Raw genomic sequence first — 17,597 nt, forward strand, 5'->3', positions numbered from 1 at the left:
CGCCAAGCGCGCGTTCGACGCGATGATGGAGATGAAAAAGATCGACATCGCCGCAATCGAGGCGGCGCGCCGAGGTTGATGTCGTAATCCGCGAAGGGACACACATAGGATTCGGACAATCGGCGATCTGCCCGCCCGACGGCCCATGCCTTCATCGGTATTAAGTAACGGCCGAGGATTTCAAGGCTCACCCGTTCATTAATTCAGCGCAATCCGGCTGAGGGGCTGCGGCGGAACACTCCGGTTGCTTTGGAGCGTCGAGCCGGAAACGCACCGCGTCCAAGCCGTTCTCCGGCACTTCTTCAATCCCCCCTTCTGGGGGAAATAGCGCATCTTCTTCGCAATTACTGGAAAATAATCCCCAACGCGTCCCCGGGAATGGATGTCGATATCTATTTATCCACATAAATAGATATATTGATGGATTATAAAACGTCAGGTTGGATGGCAAAGAAGTTGCTTGCATTAACGCTAATCTGGTATGGGCCCAAATCCGTAAGGAGGAACGTTACCGCCGGGTATGACTCAATGCGTCAATTGAAAAGTTAAACCGATCCGGTGCCTGTCTCCGGGATCCGTAAACGGGACATATGTGCTTGATAAATGTCTGCATACGTTTCCTGCCAACTCGATTCAGGAAAGGAGTAGCCATGAAAGGTCGTTCGAAGGTTTTCCGGCCCCTGGCCCTCCAACTGTTCCTGCTTTTTATAATGGCGGGTCCGTCTGCCATGGCGGTATCCCAACAACTTGTCGTCAGCAGCCAGATGACGAACAGCGTTCCCCGGTTCGACGGAACGACGGGCGGATTTCTCGATGCGTACGTCCGGTCGGGTGTGGGTGGACTCGCCGCGCCCATCGGCGTGTGCTACGGGCCGGACCGCAACCTTTACGTTTCGAGTTCGGGGACGAACAGCGTGCTCCGTTACGATGGCTTTACCGGAGACTTCCTCGGCGTCTTCATTGCCCAGGGAAGCGGGGGTCTCGCCGGCCCTTGGGGACTGACGTTCGGACCGGATGGGAATTTATATGTCGCCAGTTATTCGACGAACCAGATCCTTCGGTTCCACGGGACGACCGGGGATTATTTGGGTGTGTTCGCGGCCGAAAATATATCAGGGCCGTCGGACCTTGTATTTGGCCCGGATGGAAATCTCTACGTTCTGAACAGAGCGAACGGGTCGGTCGTGAGATTCAACGGGACGGCGGGAACTGCGATCGGCTATTTCGTCCCTCCGGGGCTTGCGGGAACCAACTCGCGTAGTTTGCGGTTCGGTCCGACCGGAGATTTGTTTGTTGCAAGCTTTTCTGCCCCGGCAGCGGTTTTGCGGTTCAACGGCCAGACCGGGGCCGGTATGGGGATATTCGCTTCCGGCAACGGGCTTTATTTCCCGACCGCTTTGACTTTCGGACCCGACGGCAACCTCTACGTAACCAGTTCGACGAACGGGAGTGTGCTCCGGTTCAACGGTTCATCCGGCGCGTTCATTAATCTATTCGTGGCCCCCGGTTCGGGCGGAATGTTCTTCCCCGCGTATCTCGCATTCTCCCCGGCGCCTCCAAACCACGTGCCCGTCGCATCCGCGGGAGGTCCTTACGAAGGGAGCGTCTGGCAGCCCATCGTCTTTGACGGCTCGAACTCCTCGGATCCCGATGGAGATCCCCTGACCTACTCCTGGAACTTCGGGGATGGCTCTCCGCCGGAAGCGGGGCCGAATGTTTCCCACGTCTATGCGGAAAGCGGCACCTACTCGGCGCAGCTCACGGTCTCGGACGACAGGGGAGCGATCGGCGTTGCGACGACCGACGTAGTGGTCTCGTACTCCAACCGCCGGCCAGTCGCGATGGTCGGAGGTGATCTGTCGGTTCCCGAGCGGAGCCTGGTCACTCTTGACGGGTCCGGAAGCTTCGATCCCGATCCCCCCGATGTCCTGACCTTCATCTGGACCCAGGCGGCAGGTCCGGCCGTGTCGCTCGATCGTCTCGATCCGAAGCGCCCGACATTCACTGCCCCGGAGACCGGCGATTCCGGCGCGCTGTTGACTTTCCAGTTGCAGGTCTTCGACGGCAACCTCTACAGCGTCCCGGTTTACGCAAACGTGGCCGTCAACAATATCAACCGGTCCCCTTCCGCCATGACGGGCCCGGACCAGACGGCACCCGAAGGGAGCGAGGTCGTTCTCGACGCAACCGGAAGCGCCGATCCCGACGGCGATCCTCTCACGTACACGTGGCAACAGCTCACAGGCCCCGAAGCATCCTTCGATCTCTCCAATCCGGTCCGCCCCGTAATCACGCTCCCCCAGGTGGGGAGAGAAGGCGCCGTGCTCTCATTCCAGTTGACGGTCGGCGACGGGCAGTTGAGCAGCTCGCCCGCCATTACGACCGTGAGCGTCACCAACGTGAATCAGGCCCCGACGGCCGATGCCGGCATCGACTTTGAGGTGCCGGAAGGGACCAACGTTACTCTGGACGGTTCCCGCAGCGTCGATCCCGACGGCGATCCCCTGACCTACATCTGGACCCAGACGGCGGGGCCGGCGGTTACCCTCAATCTCGCCCATCCGGCTCTTCCGACCTTCACGGCACCGTTCGCGTCCACGGCCGGGGAGACGCTCTCCTTCCTGCTCGTGGTCGGAGACGAGAGCCTGTCCAGCGCCCCGGCCGCCGTCACCGTGTCCGTTTTCAACGTCAACCAGCCTCCAGTTGCCAATGCGGGCGCCGGACAGGTCGTGAACGAGGGAGACACGGTCGTCCTGCACGGAGAGGCCAGCTCGGACCCGGACGGGGAGACGATATCCTACCAATGGAACCAGGTCGGAGGAACGCCCGTGGCGATCGACCTGGCCGATCCCTCCCGCCCGTCGTTTACCGCTCCCGCCGTGGCCGCCGAAGGCGCCACTCTAACCTTCCAGCTCATGGTCAACGACGGCGAGCTTTCAAGCGAGGCCGCCCTCGCCAACGTTACCGTGAAGAATGTCAACAAGACCCCCGTCGTCGACGCGGGGACGCCCCAAACGGTAAAGGAAGGGAGTTCCGTGACCCTGGACGGATCGGGGAGCTACGATCCCGATGGGGACATGTTGACCTATGAATGGGTGCAGACGGCCGGCGCAGCCGTACTGGTCGACAACCCCACCGCGATGCAGCCTTCGTTCACCGCCCCCTCGGTTTCATACGAATCGACGTTGATCTTCCTCCTGACGGTGTCCGACGGAACGCTCTCCGCATCGGCTTCCGTGGAGGTCACCGCCCAGAACGTGAACCACCCGCCGGTGGCGCATGCGGGCGAGAACCGGGTTGTGGCGGGGGACACGCGGGTCGTCCTCGACGGCTCGAGGAGCACCGATCCGGACGGCGATTTGCTGAACTACTCCTGGCAGCAAGTGGACGGCCCCCGGATCATTCTGGACCTTACGGATCCGGCCCATCCCAATTTCACGGCCCCGGATGTTTCCACCGAAACGATGCTGGTCTTTGGGCTCACGGTCGGCGACGGAGCCGTCTGGAGCGAACCCGCCTACGTCAACATCACGGTGACTCCGGCACATCATCCGCCGATCTGCTCCGGCGCCGTGCCCTCGAAGACGCTCCTGTGGCCGCCCGACCACAAGCTCGTGCGGGTGGCGGTGACAGGGGTGACGGATCCGGAAAGGAATCCCGTCCGGATAGAGGTGATGCGGACGACCCAGGATGAGCCGAACCAGGGACTGGGCGACGGGGACACTCCTGTGGATGCGGTGGCGAGCGGAAACTCCATCCTGCTGCGGGCCGAACGTTCCGGTCCGGGCAATGGGCGCGTCTACTCCGTGGAGTTCAGGGCCTTCAACATCCACGGCGACAGCTGCACGGGGAGCGTAACGGTCTGCGTGCCGAAGAGCGCATCCGAGAAATTCTGCATCGACGACGGCCAGAGGTATCTTTCGGACCGGTAGATCGCCTATCGCGGGGGGGTGGGGCGTTTGGCGCCCCGCCTCCCTTCGACACTCGATCGCGGTGTCCCGCCGCCGGCTTTTGCCCATCGGAAGTTCGATAACAGGGAAACGTTGCCGCGTGATCGGCGCATCTTAAGCGGGTGAGGATGCCGGCCACGAGCCGGCCGGAAAGGAGACCTCCCCGATGGCGCACGATCTGCCGCCCCTCCCGTACGCTTTCGACGCGCTCGAGCCGTACGTGGACGCGAAAACGATGGAGATCCACCACGACAAGCACCATGCGGCGTACGTCAACAACCTCAACAAGGCTCTCGAAGGCCATCCCGACCTTCAAAAACTTCCGGTCGACGAACTGCTCGCGGGGATCGGCAAGGTGCCGGAGACGGTCCGCACCGCCGTGCGCAACAACGGCGGCGGCCACCTGAATCATTCCCTGTTCTGGAAGATCATGAAGAAGGGCGGCGGCGGCGAGCCGTCGGGGGAACTCGCCGACGCCATCCGTGGCGCGTTCGGCGCGTTCGGGGATTTCCGGAAAGCCTTCACCCAGGCCGCGGTGTCCCGGTTCGGGTCCGGCTGGGCGTGGCTTCTGATCCGCGGAGGAAAGCTGGTCGTCGAATCGACGGCGAACCAGGACAACCCCGTCCTGGACGGGGGCAAGGCGTTCTTCGGACTCGACGTCTGGGAGCACGCATACTACCTGAAGTACCAGAACCGGCGCCCGGACTACATCGAGGCCTGGTGGAACACCGTCGACTGGGCGCAGGTCGCGGAGAACTTCGCGCAGGCAAAAAAGTAGTTTCCGCTTACGGTATCGGCGGGCAGACTGCCCGCCCGGTTCACGGGGGTCAACAGCCGGTATCCCGGTCCGCCTCGAGGAAAGCGTGTTCCAGGAACGAATTCAACGCATGCAGCCAGCCTGCGGGGGCGTCGTTCTGCGCCTCCGCAGGGTCCGGGCACGGGTCCGGGGTCTGTTTCGGGCTTGATTCGCCTGATTCCGCAAAGTTATTCATACGACGATTGGATGCCATTCCGGAAGGCACAGGTTCCCGTTGGCCCCTCGGACCTCCGCAAATGGTACGATCTCCGCGTATCGGACACGGAGGTGCGCGCGGGACCGGATGACGACCGACGATCGGGCGTGGAAGAAGGATGCCCTGGACCGCACCGCCGTCCTGGTGCTCGTGGCCCTCTGCGCGAGCTGGGGCCTGCAGCAGGTGACGATCAAGGTCGCCAACCAGGGCGTCTCGCCGATATGGCAATCCGGGATCCGATCCGTCGGCGCCACCATCCTCCTCCTGCTCTGGATGGCGGTTCGCCGGGAGCCCCTGCTGGAGAAGGACGGAACGTTGTGGTACGGGATCGCGGCGGGGATCCTCTTCGCGGGGGAGTTCATCCTGATCTTCCGGGGCCTCGAGTACACGAACGCGTCGCGGTCCGGGATCTTCCTCTACCTCGCCCCGTTCATCGTGGCGATCGGGGCCCACCGGTTCATCCCCGGCGAGAGATTGCGGATGGTCCAGGTGGCGGGGCTGTGCAGCGCCTTCGCGGGCATCCTTGCGGTCTTCCACGAGTCGCTGACGCTCCCCACGGCGCGAATCCTGATCGGCGACGGCATGCTGGCCGGGGCCGCGCTGCTGTGGGGCGCCACCACGATCCTGATCAAGGCGACTCCGCTCGCGAAGATATCGCCGGGGAAAACCTTGCTGTACCAGCTGGCCGTCTCCGCCGTGCTCCTTCCGATATTCTCTTTTGCGATCGGCGAGCCGGGGATCGTTCGCCTGACTCCGGTGATCGTGGGCTGCCTGGTCTACCAGACGGTCTGGATCGCCTTCGCCACGTACCTGGCGTGGTTCTGGCTGGTCCGGCATTACCCCGCGTCGCGCCTGATGTCGTTTACCTTTCTCACGCCGCTGTTCGCGGTGATCGCCGGCGGAACGCTTCTTCGGGAGCCGATCACGGGCAAGCTCCTGGTCGCGCTCGTGCTGGTGGGGATGGGCATCTACCTGGTCAACCGACCCGCCGTGCGATCCTGACGGTACGGATCCGGAGAAACGGAACCCGGCCTCAGAAATCCACCAGCACCTTGAATCCGCCGTACCCCATGCGCTTCATGTCGAAGGGCATGTTCTTCGGGTCGCACATCTCCTTGACGCGGGGATCGCTCATGATCTTCGCGTTCACGCGGTCCCGGTGCGCGCGCGACTTGTACACGATGTACGAGAACACCACCGTCTCGCCGGGCTTGAGCTTCAGCATCCGGGGGAACGGTATCCCGAACTTCACGGCGAGGTCGTCCCCCGAGCATTCCTTGTAGTCGAGTGCGCCGTATTCGCGCCAGATATCCCTCGCCTTCCGTGCCATGCGGGCGTAGGACGCCAGGTTCTTCTTCGGCACGGGAATCACGAAACCGTCGACGTATCGCATATGTCCTCCGCTCAAGGCATGCATAACTGTATTTTGGTGTCGCGACGCGGCGGGAAGATTCACTTTCGCGGAAAAGAACCGCCGATTCCCCCTCATCGAAATCGGTACCCGGTCGAACGTCGGATCCCTTCGCGGTGTACCATGTAGGGAAACCGAACGCCTTGAAGGAGACCCCCATACGACCGATGTTTCTGCCCGATGTGGAGCACAGGGAGCCCGGCGGGCCGTACGGCCGCCTGATCGACGGGTTGCGGGTCGCGGGCCGGCCGGTGCCGCAGATCATGCACCTGTTCGCGTACAAGCCGGAACAGAGCGATTTCCTGTCGCGGTTCACCCAAAGCGTGATGCGCGGGCCATCCGCGCTTCCCGCGGGACTCCGCGAATTGATCGCGGCCTTCACCTCCCGGCGCAACGACTGTCTTTTCTGAATCGGAGCCCACGCCGCGGTCGCGGCGTCCCTCCTGGAGAACCGCGCCCTGGTCGAAGCGGTGCTGCGGGATTACCGCACGGCGCCGATCGGCGATCGGGAGAAAGCGCTGTTCGCCTTCCTCGAGAAGATGATCCGGGAGTCGAATCGACTTCGGAAGGAGGACGTGGAGGAGGTGAAGGCCGCTGGCTGGGACGACGCGGCGCTGTACGACGCCATCACCGTGTGCTCGCTTTTCCATTTCTACAACAAATGGATCGACGCCACGGGGGTGAGCGACATGGACCCCGCCGCCTACGAGGCGTCCGGGGCGCGGCTTGCGAGCCTCGGCTACGTCCCTCCCGGTTGAGGTTCGGAGAACGGATCGATTGCGTCGATCCCCCGAATTGCTTATTCTGAATCCGTTTCAGGGGGCGGGGCACGGAACGGGTACCGGTGTTTCTCGGGAGGTCGCTGCCCATGGGAGCGTTTCGCCTTCTCCCCGCCCGTCGGATCGGGCTTGCGGTGCTGATGGTCCTGTGTGCGATTGGCTGCGACCGGACACCGCAGGATCGATCGCCGAAATACGGAACCGAGCCGTCGTCGCGAAACATCCGGACTTACAGCTTCGCGGTGCATCCCCTCCACAATCCGTCGAAAATGTACGAGGCGTACCAGCCGCTGATCTCCTGGCTCAACCGGATGGACAGGGATGTCCATTTCGATCTGGAATCATCCCGCGACTACGCCAATTTCGAAGATAAGTTCCGGGCCCGCAAACCCGCGTTCCTCCTGCCGAACCCGTGGCAGACTCTGGAGGCGGGGAAAGCCGGGTACGCCGTCATCGCGATGGCGGGGGAGCCTCGCGACTTCAAGGGCATCTTCCTCGTGCGTCGGGACAGCGGCATAAGAATTCCGGCGGACCTCAAGGGGAAGGCGGTCAGCTATCCGTCGCACACGGCGCTGGCCGCCTGCATCATGCCCCAGTACTTCCTCCACCGGCACGGCGTGAACGTGATGAAGGACATCGAAAACCGGTACGTCGGCTCCCAGGAATCGTCCATCATGAACGCCTACATGAAGCACACGGCGGCGGCCGCCACCTGGCCCACGCCGTGGCGCGCCTTCCAGAGGGAACACCCCTCCGAGGCGGCTGAGATGAAGCTGGTGTGGGAGACCGCGACCCTCATCAACAACTCCGTCATGGCGCGGGACGACGTTCCCGGTTCCGTGCGGGAACGGGTCCGCGCATCCCTGCTGGGACTTCACGAGACTCCGGAAGGCCGGACCATTCTGAAGGGGATGGAAACCGCGCGTTTCCTTCCGGCGTCGGACGCGGACTACGAGATCGTGCGTGACTTCGTCGCCCGGTTCGAGGAAGAGGTGCGCCCGGTGGAGCGGAAATGACGGGAAAACGAGTCCGGGACATTCTGTTCGGAACGCTGCGCCGCCAGCTGATCGTCGGCGTGGCCGCCGTGCACGCCGTCATGATGACGGTATTCATCGGCGACCTCACCTGGAGGCAGCAGTCCCTGATCCTGGACCGCCAGGCGGAACATGCGACCGCCCTGGCGCACACGCTTGCCGCTTCGGCGGCCGGGTGGCTTTCCGCGGTCGATATCTCCGGCCTCCAGGAGCTGGCCGAAGGGCTGCGCCGGTATCCGGACCTGACGTACGCCATGCTGCTCGACAACCGGGGGCAGGTGCTCGCGCACACCGACAGGTCGCGTCTCGGGCAGTACGTGCTGGACCTGCCGGCCGATCCTCGGGAATCCGTGCTGAGCCGGAGCGCCGCGCTGGTGGATGTCGTCGTGCCCGCGATGCTTTCCGGCAAGCAGGTCGGATGGGCGCGCGTGGGGATCGGCCAGCGGCAGGCCGGGCGGAAGCTGATGGAAATCACCCGGAACGGGGTGTTCTACGCGTTGGTCGCCGTGTTCATCGGATCGTTGCTGGCGCTCCTCGTGGGGAAACGCATCACCCGCCGGCTCTACAGGATCCGGTCCGTCATGGACGAGGTGGGCGCGGGCAATTACCAGGCCCGTTCCGACCTGGCCGGCGCCGACGAGGCGGCCGGGATGGCGGCCAACTTCAACAGGATGCTCGACATTCTGGAAGAGCGCGATCGGGAGGTGAAGCGGAGCGAGGACAGGTACCGAACCCTGATCCAGAACATCCATTCCGCCATCGTGGTGCACGGGCCCGGGACGGAAGTCATCGCGAGCAACTCGTTCGCGCAGACGGTGCTGGGCCTGACCGAGGAGCAGATGCGGGGGAAGGATGCGAACGATCCGGCCTGGAGTTTCCTGAGGGAGGACGGCACTGGAATGCCGGTCGAGGAATACCCGGTAAGCCGCGTCGTGGCCACGTGCCGTCCGGTGCGGGACTGCGTTGTGGGGATCAGCCGCCCCGGCAAGGGCGCGGTGGTGTGGGTATTGGCCAACGCCGAACCGGTCGTCGACGACGACGGCGGACTTTCCCGCGTCCTTGTGAACTTCGTGGACATCACCGAGCGGAAGTCGCTCGAACTCCGGTATATCCAGTCCCAGAAGATGGAGGCCGTCGGAAGGATGGCCGGCGGAATCGCCCACGACTTCAACAACCTCCTCACGGTCACCATCGGGTATTGCGACCTGGCGCTGGCCCGGATCGGGTCCACGGATCCGCTGCGGCACGACCTGGCGGAGATCCGGAAGGCATCCGACCGGTGTGCATCGCTGACGCGGCAGCTGCTGGCCTTCAGCCGGAAGCAGATCCTGGTTCCGAAGGTGATCAGCCTGAACGGGATCGTGGCCGACATGGACAAGATGCTGCGGCGCCTCCTCGGGGAGGATATCGAACTGGTGTCGGTGGCGGGGAAGGGACTCCGGAACGTGAAGGCGGATCCCGGGCAGATCGAGCAGGTGATCGTGAACCTGGCCGTCAATTCGCGGGATGCGATGCCTCGCGGGGGGAAGCTGACCTTCGAGGCGTCGAACGTCGTGCTGGACGAGTCGTACACGGGCGATCACAAGTACATCTCCCCCGGTCCCTACGTGATGCTGGCGGTGAGCGACACGGGGTGCGGAATGGACAAGGAGATGCTGGCGCGGATCTTCGAGCCGTTCTTCACGACGAAGGAAAAGGGGACCGGGCTGGGTCTTTCCACCGTCTACGGGATCGTGAAGCAGAGCGGGGGGCACATCAACGTGTACAGCGAGCCGGGGGTCGGGACGACGTTCAAGATCTATTTCCCGCCCGTGGACGAGCCGGTGGCCGATGCGGTCCGGGCGGCCGCCTTGCCGCAGGAGGAGCTGCGCGGCGATGAAACGGTCCTGGTGGTGGAGGACGAGGACCTGGTCCGGCAGATGGTCCGGGGGATCCTGGAACAGTACGGGTACGGCGTGCTGGAGGCCCGGAGCGGAGGCGAGGCCATCGACCTGTGTTCCCGGCATCGGGGAACGATCCACCTGATGCTGACCGACGTCGTGATGCCCGGCATGAACGGCGTGGAGCTGTCGAAGCGGTTGGCGCCCATCCAGCCGGGGATGAAGGTGCTGTTCATGTCGGGGTACACGGTCGACGCGATCGTGCACCAGGGGATCCTGGAGTCCGGCATCGCCTTCCTCCAGAAGCCGTTCTCCATGGATTCCCTGGCGCACAAGTTGCGGGAGGTGCTCGGACCGGGAACGGCGCCGCGGGATTGACGCGCGGTCCCCGGGAAGGTCATCCTTAGAAGACGGGGAATGGACGGGCGAGGAATTCCAATGGATGACGACACCTCCCGGGATGCGATTCGATTCCGGCCATTGGCCGTGGGCTGTTCCCTGCTGTCCGTCGCCGCAGGGTCGGTCGCCCTCATCGGGTGGGGATTCGGGCTCCCGTCCCTGACCAGCCTTTGGTCGGGCAGGATCCCGATGGCGCCCAGCACCGGGCTTCTGTTCATCCTGTACGGGGTCGCGGCCTTCCTCCGGGGCCGGTGGCCGACGCGGCGCGGGGCGTATCGGGCGGGGATGGCCCTCAACGCCGCAGGCGCAACGGTTGCGTTGCCGCTGCTGTTCCTCTCCTTCCGGGGGGTACACCCCTCGATCGAACATCTCGGATTTCCGATCACCGGCACGGTGGCCGGAGCCCCGATCGGGCACATGTCTCCGGTCGCGGCGCTCTGCTTCCTCCTCGCCACGACATCCTTCCTTGCGTTGCCTCCGTCACACCCGGGTGGGTCGCGGAGGTCCGCGGCGGCCCTGTTTTTCGCATTCCTCCTTCTCGCGGTGTCGTTCGTGCTTCTCCTGGCGTACCTGTTCGGAACCCCCCTGTTTTACGCCGGGTCCTTCATCCCCCCCGCGGCCACGACCAGCCTCGCCTTCTCCGCTCTCGGGATCGCGCTGCTGGCTCTCGGCCTGCCGCATACCCGGTTCCTTCGTCGGGAGGGCGAGCAGGTCACGCGGACCGAATACGCGCTCCTCCTGGTGTTCCTCCTTCTGGGGTCGGGGATCGTCACCTTGGGATACCTGTACCATCTGAACCACGAGCGCCGTTACCTCGCGGAAGTGAAGAGCCAGCTCTCGGCCATCGCCGACCTGAAGGTGCGCGACGTGGTTCAGTACCGCAAGGAGCGGCTGGATGACGCCGGCGTATTTTTCCGGAACGCATCCTTCTCGGACATGGTCCGGCGCTTTCTCGAACAACCCGGCGACGAGGCCGCCCGCAGGCAGATCCGGGATTGGATCGGGAACTACGGTTCGCAATTCGAGTGCGATCGGGTCATCCTGTTCAATACCCGGGGCGTTGCGCGGTATTCGGTTCCCGGATCGCCGGAGCCCTCCGACTCCATATTGTCGAAGCGCGCGGTCGACATCCTGCGGTCGGGCCGGGTATCGTTCCAGGATTTCTACCGGAACCGTCCCGACGGGAAAGTGTACCTGGCGGTCCTGGTTCCCATCCTCGGCGGACAAGGCGACGGGGTGCCGCTTGGAGTTCTCGCCCTGCGCATCGATCCGGAAAAGTTCCTGTATCCCCTCATCCGTCATTGGCCGACGCCCAGCCGGACAGCCGAGACGGTTCTGGTGCGTCGGGAAGGAGACGACGCCCTCTATTTGAATGAGCTGCGGTTCGACAAGAACGCCGCTCTCGCGCTGCGGTTTCCGCTGAATCCCCGGTCGGAGCTGCCGGCGATCCAGGCGGTGCTCGGAAGGACAGGGATCGTCGAAGGGCGGGATTACCGCGGAAGGCCGGTGATCGCCGACGTCCGCAAAGTTCCCGACTCGCCGTGGTATGTGATCGCGCGGATGGATCTCTCGGAAGTCTACGAGCCGGAGCGCGAGCGGCTCTGGTGGATGGTGTCGCTGGTCAGCGTCATGCTCCTCGCCGCCGGGGCGGGCGTCGGCCTGGCCTGGCGGCAGCAGAGGGCGCGTTTCTACCGGGAGCAGTACGAGGCGTCGCAGGAGCGGCGGAACCTGGAGGCGCAGCTCCGGACCGCCCAGAGGATGGAGTCGGTGGGCACGCTGGCGGGAGGCATCGCGCACGACTTCAACAACGTGTTGACCGTGATCCTCGGGTACGGGGAGATGCTGAAGTTCCGGATCGCGGGCGACCCGAAGGCGGTTTCGGACCTGGACGAGATGCTGCGGAGCGCGGAACGGGCGTCGGTGCTCACCCGGCAGATCCTCACTTTCGCCCGCCGCCAGATCATCGAGCTCGGCAACATCGATCTGAACCGGGTGGTCGCCGACCTCGGGAAGCTCATCCGGAAGGTCACGAGGGAAGACATCGAGTTCCGGACCATCCTGGCGGAGCGGTTGCCGACGATCCGGGCGGACCGGGGGCAGGTGGAGCAGGTGATGATGAACCTGGCCCTGAACGCGCGGGACGCGATGCCGGGCGGGGGGCAGCTCGTGGTCGAAACGCAGGAGGCGTGGCTGGAGGAGGAGTACGTCCGGCAGCGCCCGTACATGAAAGCGGGCCGGTACGCGGTGCTATCGGTTACCGACACCGGGATCGGGATGGACGAGGGAACCCGGGAGCGCATCTTCGAGCCGTTCTTCACCACGAAGGGGCCCGACAAGGGGACGGGGCTGGGGCTGGCCGTCGTATACGGGATCGTGAAGCAGCACAACGGATTCGTCCATGTGTACAGCGAACCGGGAAAGGGATCGACGTTCCGGATCTATTTCCCCGCGGTGGCCGTTCCCGCCGACTCGCAGGCGCCCGTGTCCCCGGGGATCGTCCTCGGGGGGAGTGAAACGATCCTTCTGGCGGAGGACGACGAGGCGATACGGAACCTCGCGGAGAAGACGCTGGGTTCCTACGGATACAAGGTGCTGGTCGCTTGCGACGGGGAGGAGGCGGTCGATCTGCTCCGCCGGCATGGCAAGGAGGTGGCGATGGTCGTGCTCGACGTCGTCATGCCGAAGAAGGGCGGGAAGCAGGCGTACGAAGAGATGGCCGGCGGGACTCCGGGCCTGAAGGTCCTTTTCCTGAGCGGCTATCCCGCCGACGCGATCCACGACTCGTTCGTCCTGCACCCGGGGACGCCGTTCCTGCAGAAACCGTTCGGCCCGGGCGACCTGGCGAGGAAGGTGAGGGAGATCCTGGACCGGTGAAGGGGGAGCGGGGATGAACCAGAAGAAAGTCGCGATGGAGCACGACAAGAAGATCGCCCTCGTGGCGCACGACAACAAGAAGGGCGACCTGGTGGAATGGGCGAAATTCAACCGCGAGCTGCTGGAGCACCACCGGATTTACGCCACGGGCACGACCGGCGAGATACTGGAACGGGAGCTCGGCTTCCGGATCACGAGGCTTCAGAGCGGACCGTTGGGCGGGGACCAGCAGATCGGCGCGAAGATCGCCGAAGGGAAGATCGATTTCCTCATCTTCTTCTGGGATCCGCTCGAGCCCCAGCCCCACGATCCCGACGTCAAGGCGCTCCTGCGGTTGGCGGTGGTCTGGAACATCCCGATCGCCTGCAACCGCTCCTCCGCCGATTTCATGATCTCCTCCCCGTTGATGGACGGGGATTACGATCGCCTCGTTCCCGATTACGAGTCGTACCGAACGCGCAAGATCGCCGGAGACGAATGAGGTGGGCGGAGTGGGGCCGCGTTAATCGTCTGTATCTTCGCCGGCTTTGCGCAGGATGTTCACGGAAGAGGTGAAGTCTTCCTCCTCGTCGGCCACGGCCCAGAAGAAACCGCAGTCCATGCAATCCTGGAATTTTCTCGCGGAAGTCCCCTGGGGGGCGCCGAAGCAAAGGGTCCCCGCGATCGCCCAGCAGCAGCGGCCGCCGTTCACCCCCCCGTTGACGCCGTCGCCGTTGATGGCCGTCGGCGCGGGGCACTCCCCATGTTCGTCCACATGTTTCCCGCCGGGTTCCCGCCCGCAATTCATGAATTCCCAGCAGTTGAGCTTGCGCTTCGGTTTCACGGTAATGATTTTCGTTCAACCGGGTGGATCCATACAAGAAGTCTTTATCGTCTTCCAAAAAAAATATTCCGCTTGCCATATGCTTTGGCCAATATATGCTGTAAGCATATTAAGGAGGGAGGCGAGATGGTCTCCGGACATGCGGCGCACGCGGCGCGAAGGTCCTTCACGCGGCTTGCGAGGTTCTTCGACCAGCTCCTGCGCGGCAAGCTCACCTGCGGCCCGCTGACCGTCCAGCAGTTCTCCACGCTGGAGGCCCTGGAAAGGGGTCCGCGGACGATGAACGACCTGGCGTCGCAGGTCGGTCTGCACCAGAGCACCATGACGCGGATCGTCGACCGCCTCGAGCGGGACGGATTCGTCGGAAGGGAGCGGGGCCGGGCGGAGAAGAGGAAAGTCTCGGTCGTCCTCACCGCGGAAGGGAAGAAGCTGTATCGCCATCTCGACAAGGAGTGCGCGTCGTTCACGGAACGGCTGTTGGGCGCCGTTCCGGCGGAGCGCCGGGCGTCGTGCGTGGAGGCGCTGGTGCTGATGTCGGGCACGCTGGATCCGGACAACGAGAAGTTCCGGACGATATTGCGGGAGTGCTGCCGCGGGACGAAAGGAGAACCGACGTGACGGACCGCTGTTCCGGTTCGAAGGAACCGACCCCGTGCTGTGGGGGATCGGACCCGTCCCCGTTCGACGGGACGTTCGAGACCCGGTTCATCGACCGGTGGATCGATACGCCGGCCGGGCGGGTGGCGCGCGTGACGACCCGGCTCGACTGGAGGGACGCCGCGGGGCGGTGGAAGATGCGATGGGGGATCGGAAGGGGCTCCTGGCGGGTCGCGCCGGGCCTCTATTGCGTCGGCGAGGCGGGACCGGGATCCCCGGTGCTGGTCACCGCGAACTGCAAGATGTCGTTCGACGCGCTCCGGCGGGAACTGGACGGCGTGGACGCGTGGATCCTCGTGCTCGATACGGCCGGCGTCAACGTGTGGTGCGCCGCGGGGAAAGGGACGTTCGGGACCGGCGAGCTGGTCCGGCGGGTGAGGGCGGCCCGGCTGGAGCGGCTGGTCTCCCACCGGCGGCTCGTGCTTCCCCAGCTCGGGGCGCCGGGAGTCGCCGCGCACCGCGTACGCGAGGAGTGCGGGTTCACCGTGACGTACGGTCCGGTCCGGGCGAAGGACGTCCTTCGCTTCATGGAAAACGGGATGAAGGCGGAGCCGGGGATGCGCGCCGTCACCTTCACGGCGATGGAGCGGCTCTCCCTGGCCCCGGTGGAGCTCGTGGGATCGCTGAAGCCGCTGGCGTGGGCATCGGCGGCGCTGTTCCTCCTGGGCGGAATCGGACCGGGGATCTTTTCCCCGGGAAACGCGTGGCACCGCGGCGCCGGGGCCGTCGCGGTCTGCGTGGCGGGCATCCTCGGGGGCGCCGCGCTGACCCCGTTGCTCCTTCCGTGGCTTCCCGGCAGGGCGTTTTCCGCCAAGGGCGCCCTGGTCGGCGCGGTCGTCGCGGGGGCCTTCCTCGCGGCGGACGGGACATCGACAGGGGCGATCCCGGGAGTCGCGACGACGCTGGCGGTCTCCGGGATATCCTCGTTCGTCGCCATGAACTTCACGGGCGCGACGCCCTTCACCTCCCCGTCGGGGGTGGAAAAGGAGATGCGCCGGGCCATTCCGCTCCAGGCGGCCTCCGCCGTGCTGGCGGCGGCCCTCTGGATCGGCGAGGCGTTTATCCGCTGAACGGCGGGAGCAAAGGGGAGAATCGGATGCGGGGCTTTTCGTATCTCGAAGGGGTTTCGACGCTGCGGCTCGACCCGGGACGCTGCAACGGGTGCGGATTGTGCGAACAGGTGTGCCCGCACGACGTGTTCTCCGTGTCCGGCGGGAAGGCGGCCGTCGTCGACCGGGACCGTTGCATGGAGTGCGGGGCGTGCGCCATGAATTGCCGGCCCGCCGCCATCTCGGTCACCCCCGGGGTCGGGTGCGCCACCGCGATCATCGGGGGATGGATCTCCGGCGCGAAGCCGTCCTGCGGGTGCGCCTGAACGGCCGCCCCTTTCCTTGTTCCTCTCCGACCCGTAAACTGAAGCCGGATGCGACTCCCCGGAGGTGAGGGTTTGAAGAAAAACGTCCTGTATTCGGAAGAGGGAGGGGTCGGCGTGATCACCGTCGACCGCCCCGAAGTGCACAACGCGTTGAACATGGGCACGATCCGCGAGCTCCGGGAGCTCTGCCTGAAGCTCAAGGCGGAAGAGCGCCTCCGCGCCTTGATCCTCACCGGCGCCGGGGACAAGACCTTCCTGTCCGGCGGGGACCTGAAGGAGTTCCGGCACCTGAAGACCGTGGAAGAGGCCCGGCACATGGTCTCGACCATGAAGGAGGCGACCGACCTGCTCTCCGGTTTCCCGTGGCCGGTCATCGCCGCCATCAACGGGCTGGCGGTCGGGGGCGGCTGCGAGACCGCCGTGGCGTGCGACTTCCGCGTGGCGAGCCGGACGGCGAAGCTGGGGTACCGGCAGATCCGGATGGGGCTGATCAGCGGCTGGGGGGGAGGCCCCCGCCTGGTCCACCTCATCGGGAAGGGGCGGGCGCTCCGTCTGATGACGACGGGAGAGCTGTTGTCCTCCGAGGAGGCGTTGGACATCGGGCTGGTGGACCAGGTGGTGGAGGCGGACCAGGTGATGCCGTCGGCGCTCGCGCTGGCGCGGACCATCGCGGAGAACGCTCCGCTCGCCGTGCGGGCGTACAAGCGCCTCGTGCAGATGACCGCGCGGGTGCCGCTCGAGGCGGCGCTGGAATTCGAGACGGAGCTGTTCGGCCCGGTGTGGGTCTCGGAAGACCACGACGAGTGCGTCCGCGCCTTCTTCGAGAAGAGGAAGCCCAACCCGGTCGGGAGGTGACGGCGCGCGTCTCGCGGCCGAAACGAAAACGGGGGGCCGGGACGAAAACGCCCCCGCCCCCCGGATGCCGTTCCCGGCGGTTTCCGGACCGCGCTACTCGACTGGGGTGAACGTCCCCGCCTTCGCCTTGAACAGCGCCTTCAGGAATTCGCGGTTGAGGCGCGCGATGAACTTCACGTCGATCCCCTTCGGACAAGCCGCCTGACACTCGTAATGGTTCGTGCAGTTCCCGAACCCGCACTCGGCCATCGCCTTGATCATGTTCGCGACCCGCTCGGGCGCCTCCACCTGCCCCTGGGGGAGGGCGGCGAACTGGGAAACCTTGGCGCCCGTGAACAGCATGGCCGCGCCGTTGGGGCACCCGGCGACGCACGCGCCGCAGCCGATGCACTCCGCCGCGTCCATCGAGTAGTCGGACTCCGCCTTGGACACGGGGAGGGCGTTCCCGTCGGGAACCCCGCCCGTGTGGCACGAGGTGTATCCGCCCGCCTGGATGATCTTGTCCAACGCCCCGCGGTCCACCACCAGGTCCCGGAGGATCGGGAAG

16 protein-coding genes are annotated in these 17,597 nt (G+C 65.0%); 13 read left to right on the forward strand and 3 right to left on the reverse strand.

Annotated elements, in window-relative coordinates; genetic code table 11:
- Nucleotides 1-650: 650 nt before the first annotated feature.
- The 3 genes from HZB86_06590 (at nucleotide 651) to HZB86_06600 (ending at nucleotide 5,965) form a co-directional block, all read left to right on the forward strand.
- Nucleotides 651-3,932 carry a PKD domain-containing protein gene (locus tag HZB86_06590; protein ID MBI5905205.1) on the forward strand — a complete coding sequence of 1,094 codons (3,282 nt, stop codon included), beginning with the start codon at nucleotides 651-653 and terminating at the stop codon, nucleotides 3,930-3,932.
- A gap of 184 nt (nucleotides 3,933-4,116) precedes the next feature.
- A complete protein-coding gene (locus HZB86_06595) occupies nucleotides 4,117-4,728 on the forward strand; it encodes a superoxide dismutase (protein ID MBI5905206.1) in 612 nt (203 codons plus the stop codon).
- 322 nt (nucleotides 4,729-5,050) lie between these two features.
- Nucleotides 5,051-5,965: a DMT family transporter gene (locus HZB86_06600; GenBank protein ID MBI5905207.1), complete on the forward strand. Its 915-nt coding sequence runs from the start codon at nucleotides 5,051-5,053 to the stop codon at nucleotides 5,963-5,965.
- A 31-nt stretch (nucleotides 5,966-5,996) separates the two neighbouring features.
- On the opposite strand, the gene HZB86_06605 is transcribed toward HZB86_06600, so the two are convergent.
- Nucleotides 5,997-6,356, reverse strand: coding sequence for a DUF1428 domain-containing protein (locus tag HZB86_06605; GenBank protein ID MBI5905208.1), 360 nt, complete (start codon nucleotides 6,354-6,356; stop codon nucleotides 5,997-5,999).
- A 176-nt stretch (nucleotides 6,357-6,532) separates the two neighbouring features.
- Here HZB86_06605 and HZB86_06610 point away from each other — a divergent pair, with 176 nt between their 5' ends.
- The 6 genes from HZB86_06610 to HZB86_06635 all read left to right on the forward strand — a co-directional run bounded on the left by HZB86_06610 (nucleotide 6,533) and on the right by HZB86_06635 (nucleotide 13,821).
- Nucleotides 6,533-6,784, forward strand: a complete 252-nt coding sequence (locus tag HZB86_06610; GenBank protein MBI5905209.1) for a peroxidase — start codon at nucleotides 6,533-6,535, stop codon at nucleotides 6,782-6,784.
- 48 nt (nucleotides 6,785-6,832) lie between these two features.
- Complete coding sequence (locus tag HZB86_06615; protein MBI5905210.1) at nucleotides 6,833-7,132, forward strand: peroxidase; 300 nt, start codon at nucleotides 6,833-6,835, stop codon at nucleotides 7,130-7,132.
- A gap of 110 nt (nucleotides 7,133-7,242) precedes the next feature.
- A complete protein-coding gene (locus HZB86_06620; protein MBI5905211.1) occupies nucleotides 7,243-8,169 on the forward strand; it encodes a PhnD/SsuA/transferrin family substrate-binding protein in 927 nt (308 codons plus the stop codon).
- Complete coding sequence (locus HZB86_06625) at nucleotides 8,166-10,445, forward strand: response regulator (GenBank protein ID MBI5905212.1); 2,280 nt, start codon at nucleotides 8,166-8,168, stop codon at nucleotides 10,443-10,445. The genes HZB86_06620 and HZB86_06625 overlap by 4 nt, the downstream gene beginning before the upstream one ends.
- 60 nt (nucleotides 10,446-10,505) lie before the next feature.
- Entirely contained in the window at nucleotides 10,506-13,340 is a 2,835-nt protein-coding gene (locus HZB86_06630; GenBank protein MBI5905213.1) for a response regulator, read from the forward strand.
- A 13-nt stretch (nucleotides 13,341-13,353) separates the two neighbouring features.
- Nucleotides 13,354-13,821 carry a methylglyoxal synthase gene (locus tag HZB86_06635; protein MBI5905214.1) on the forward strand — a complete coding sequence of 156 codons (468 nt, stop codon included), beginning with the start codon at nucleotides 13,354-13,356 and terminating at the stop codon, nucleotides 13,819-13,821.
- Between the two features lie 21 nt (nucleotides 13,822-13,842).
- Here the strand turns inward: HZB86_06635 and HZB86_06640 are convergent, their stop codons facing one another.
- On the reverse strand, nucleotides 13,843-14,127 hold the full coding sequence (locus tag HZB86_06640; protein ID MBI5905215.1) for a hypothetical protein: 285 nt from the start codon (nucleotides 14,125-14,127) through the stop codon (nucleotides 13,843-13,845).
- 162 nt (nucleotides 14,128-14,289) lie between these two features.
- Between HZB86_06640 and HZB86_06645 the strand changes: the two genes are divergently transcribed.
- The 4 genes from HZB86_06645 (at nucleotide 14,290) to HZB86_06660 (ending at nucleotide 17,050) form a co-directional block, all read left to right on the forward strand.
- Complete coding sequence (locus tag HZB86_06645) at nucleotides 14,290-14,781, forward strand: MarR family transcriptional regulator (GenBank protein ID MBI5905216.1); 492 nt, start codon at nucleotides 14,290-14,292, stop codon at nucleotides 14,779-14,781.
- 176 nt (nucleotides 14,782-14,957) lie between these two features.
- Complete coding sequence (locus tag HZB86_06650) at nucleotides 14,958-15,890, forward strand: carbon monoxide dehydrogenase (GenBank protein ID MBI5905217.1); 933 nt, start codon at nucleotides 14,958-14,960, stop codon at nucleotides 15,888-15,890.
- 26 nt (nucleotides 15,891-15,916) lie between these two features.
- Nucleotides 15,917-16,195, forward strand: coding sequence for a 4Fe-4S binding protein (locus HZB86_06655; protein ID MBI5905218.1), 279 nt, complete (start codon nucleotides 15,917-15,919; stop codon nucleotides 16,193-16,195).
- Nucleotides 16,196-16,267: 72 nt separating this feature from the next.
- The gene (locus HZB86_06660; GenBank protein ID MBI5905219.1) at nucleotides 16,268-17,050 is read left to right on the forward strand and encodes an enoyl-CoA hydratase/isomerase family protein; all 783 of its coding nucleotides are present in this window, start codon (nucleotides 16,268-16,270) and stop codon (nucleotides 17,048-17,050) included.
- Between the two features lie 93 nt (nucleotides 17,051-17,143).
- On the opposite strand, the gene HZB86_06665 is transcribed toward HZB86_06660, so the two are convergent.
- Nucleotides 17,144-17,597 (reverse strand): 4Fe-4S dicluster domain-containing protein (locus tag HZB86_06665; protein ID MBI5905220.1); only part of this gene is annotated, 454 nt, incomplete at its 5' end.

This window comes from Deltaproteobacteria bacterium (assembly GCA_016234845.1).
In the GTDB taxonomy this organism is placed as follows: Bacteria; Desulfobacterota; Deferrimicrobia; order Deferrimicrobiales; family Deferrimicrobiaceae; genus JACRNP01.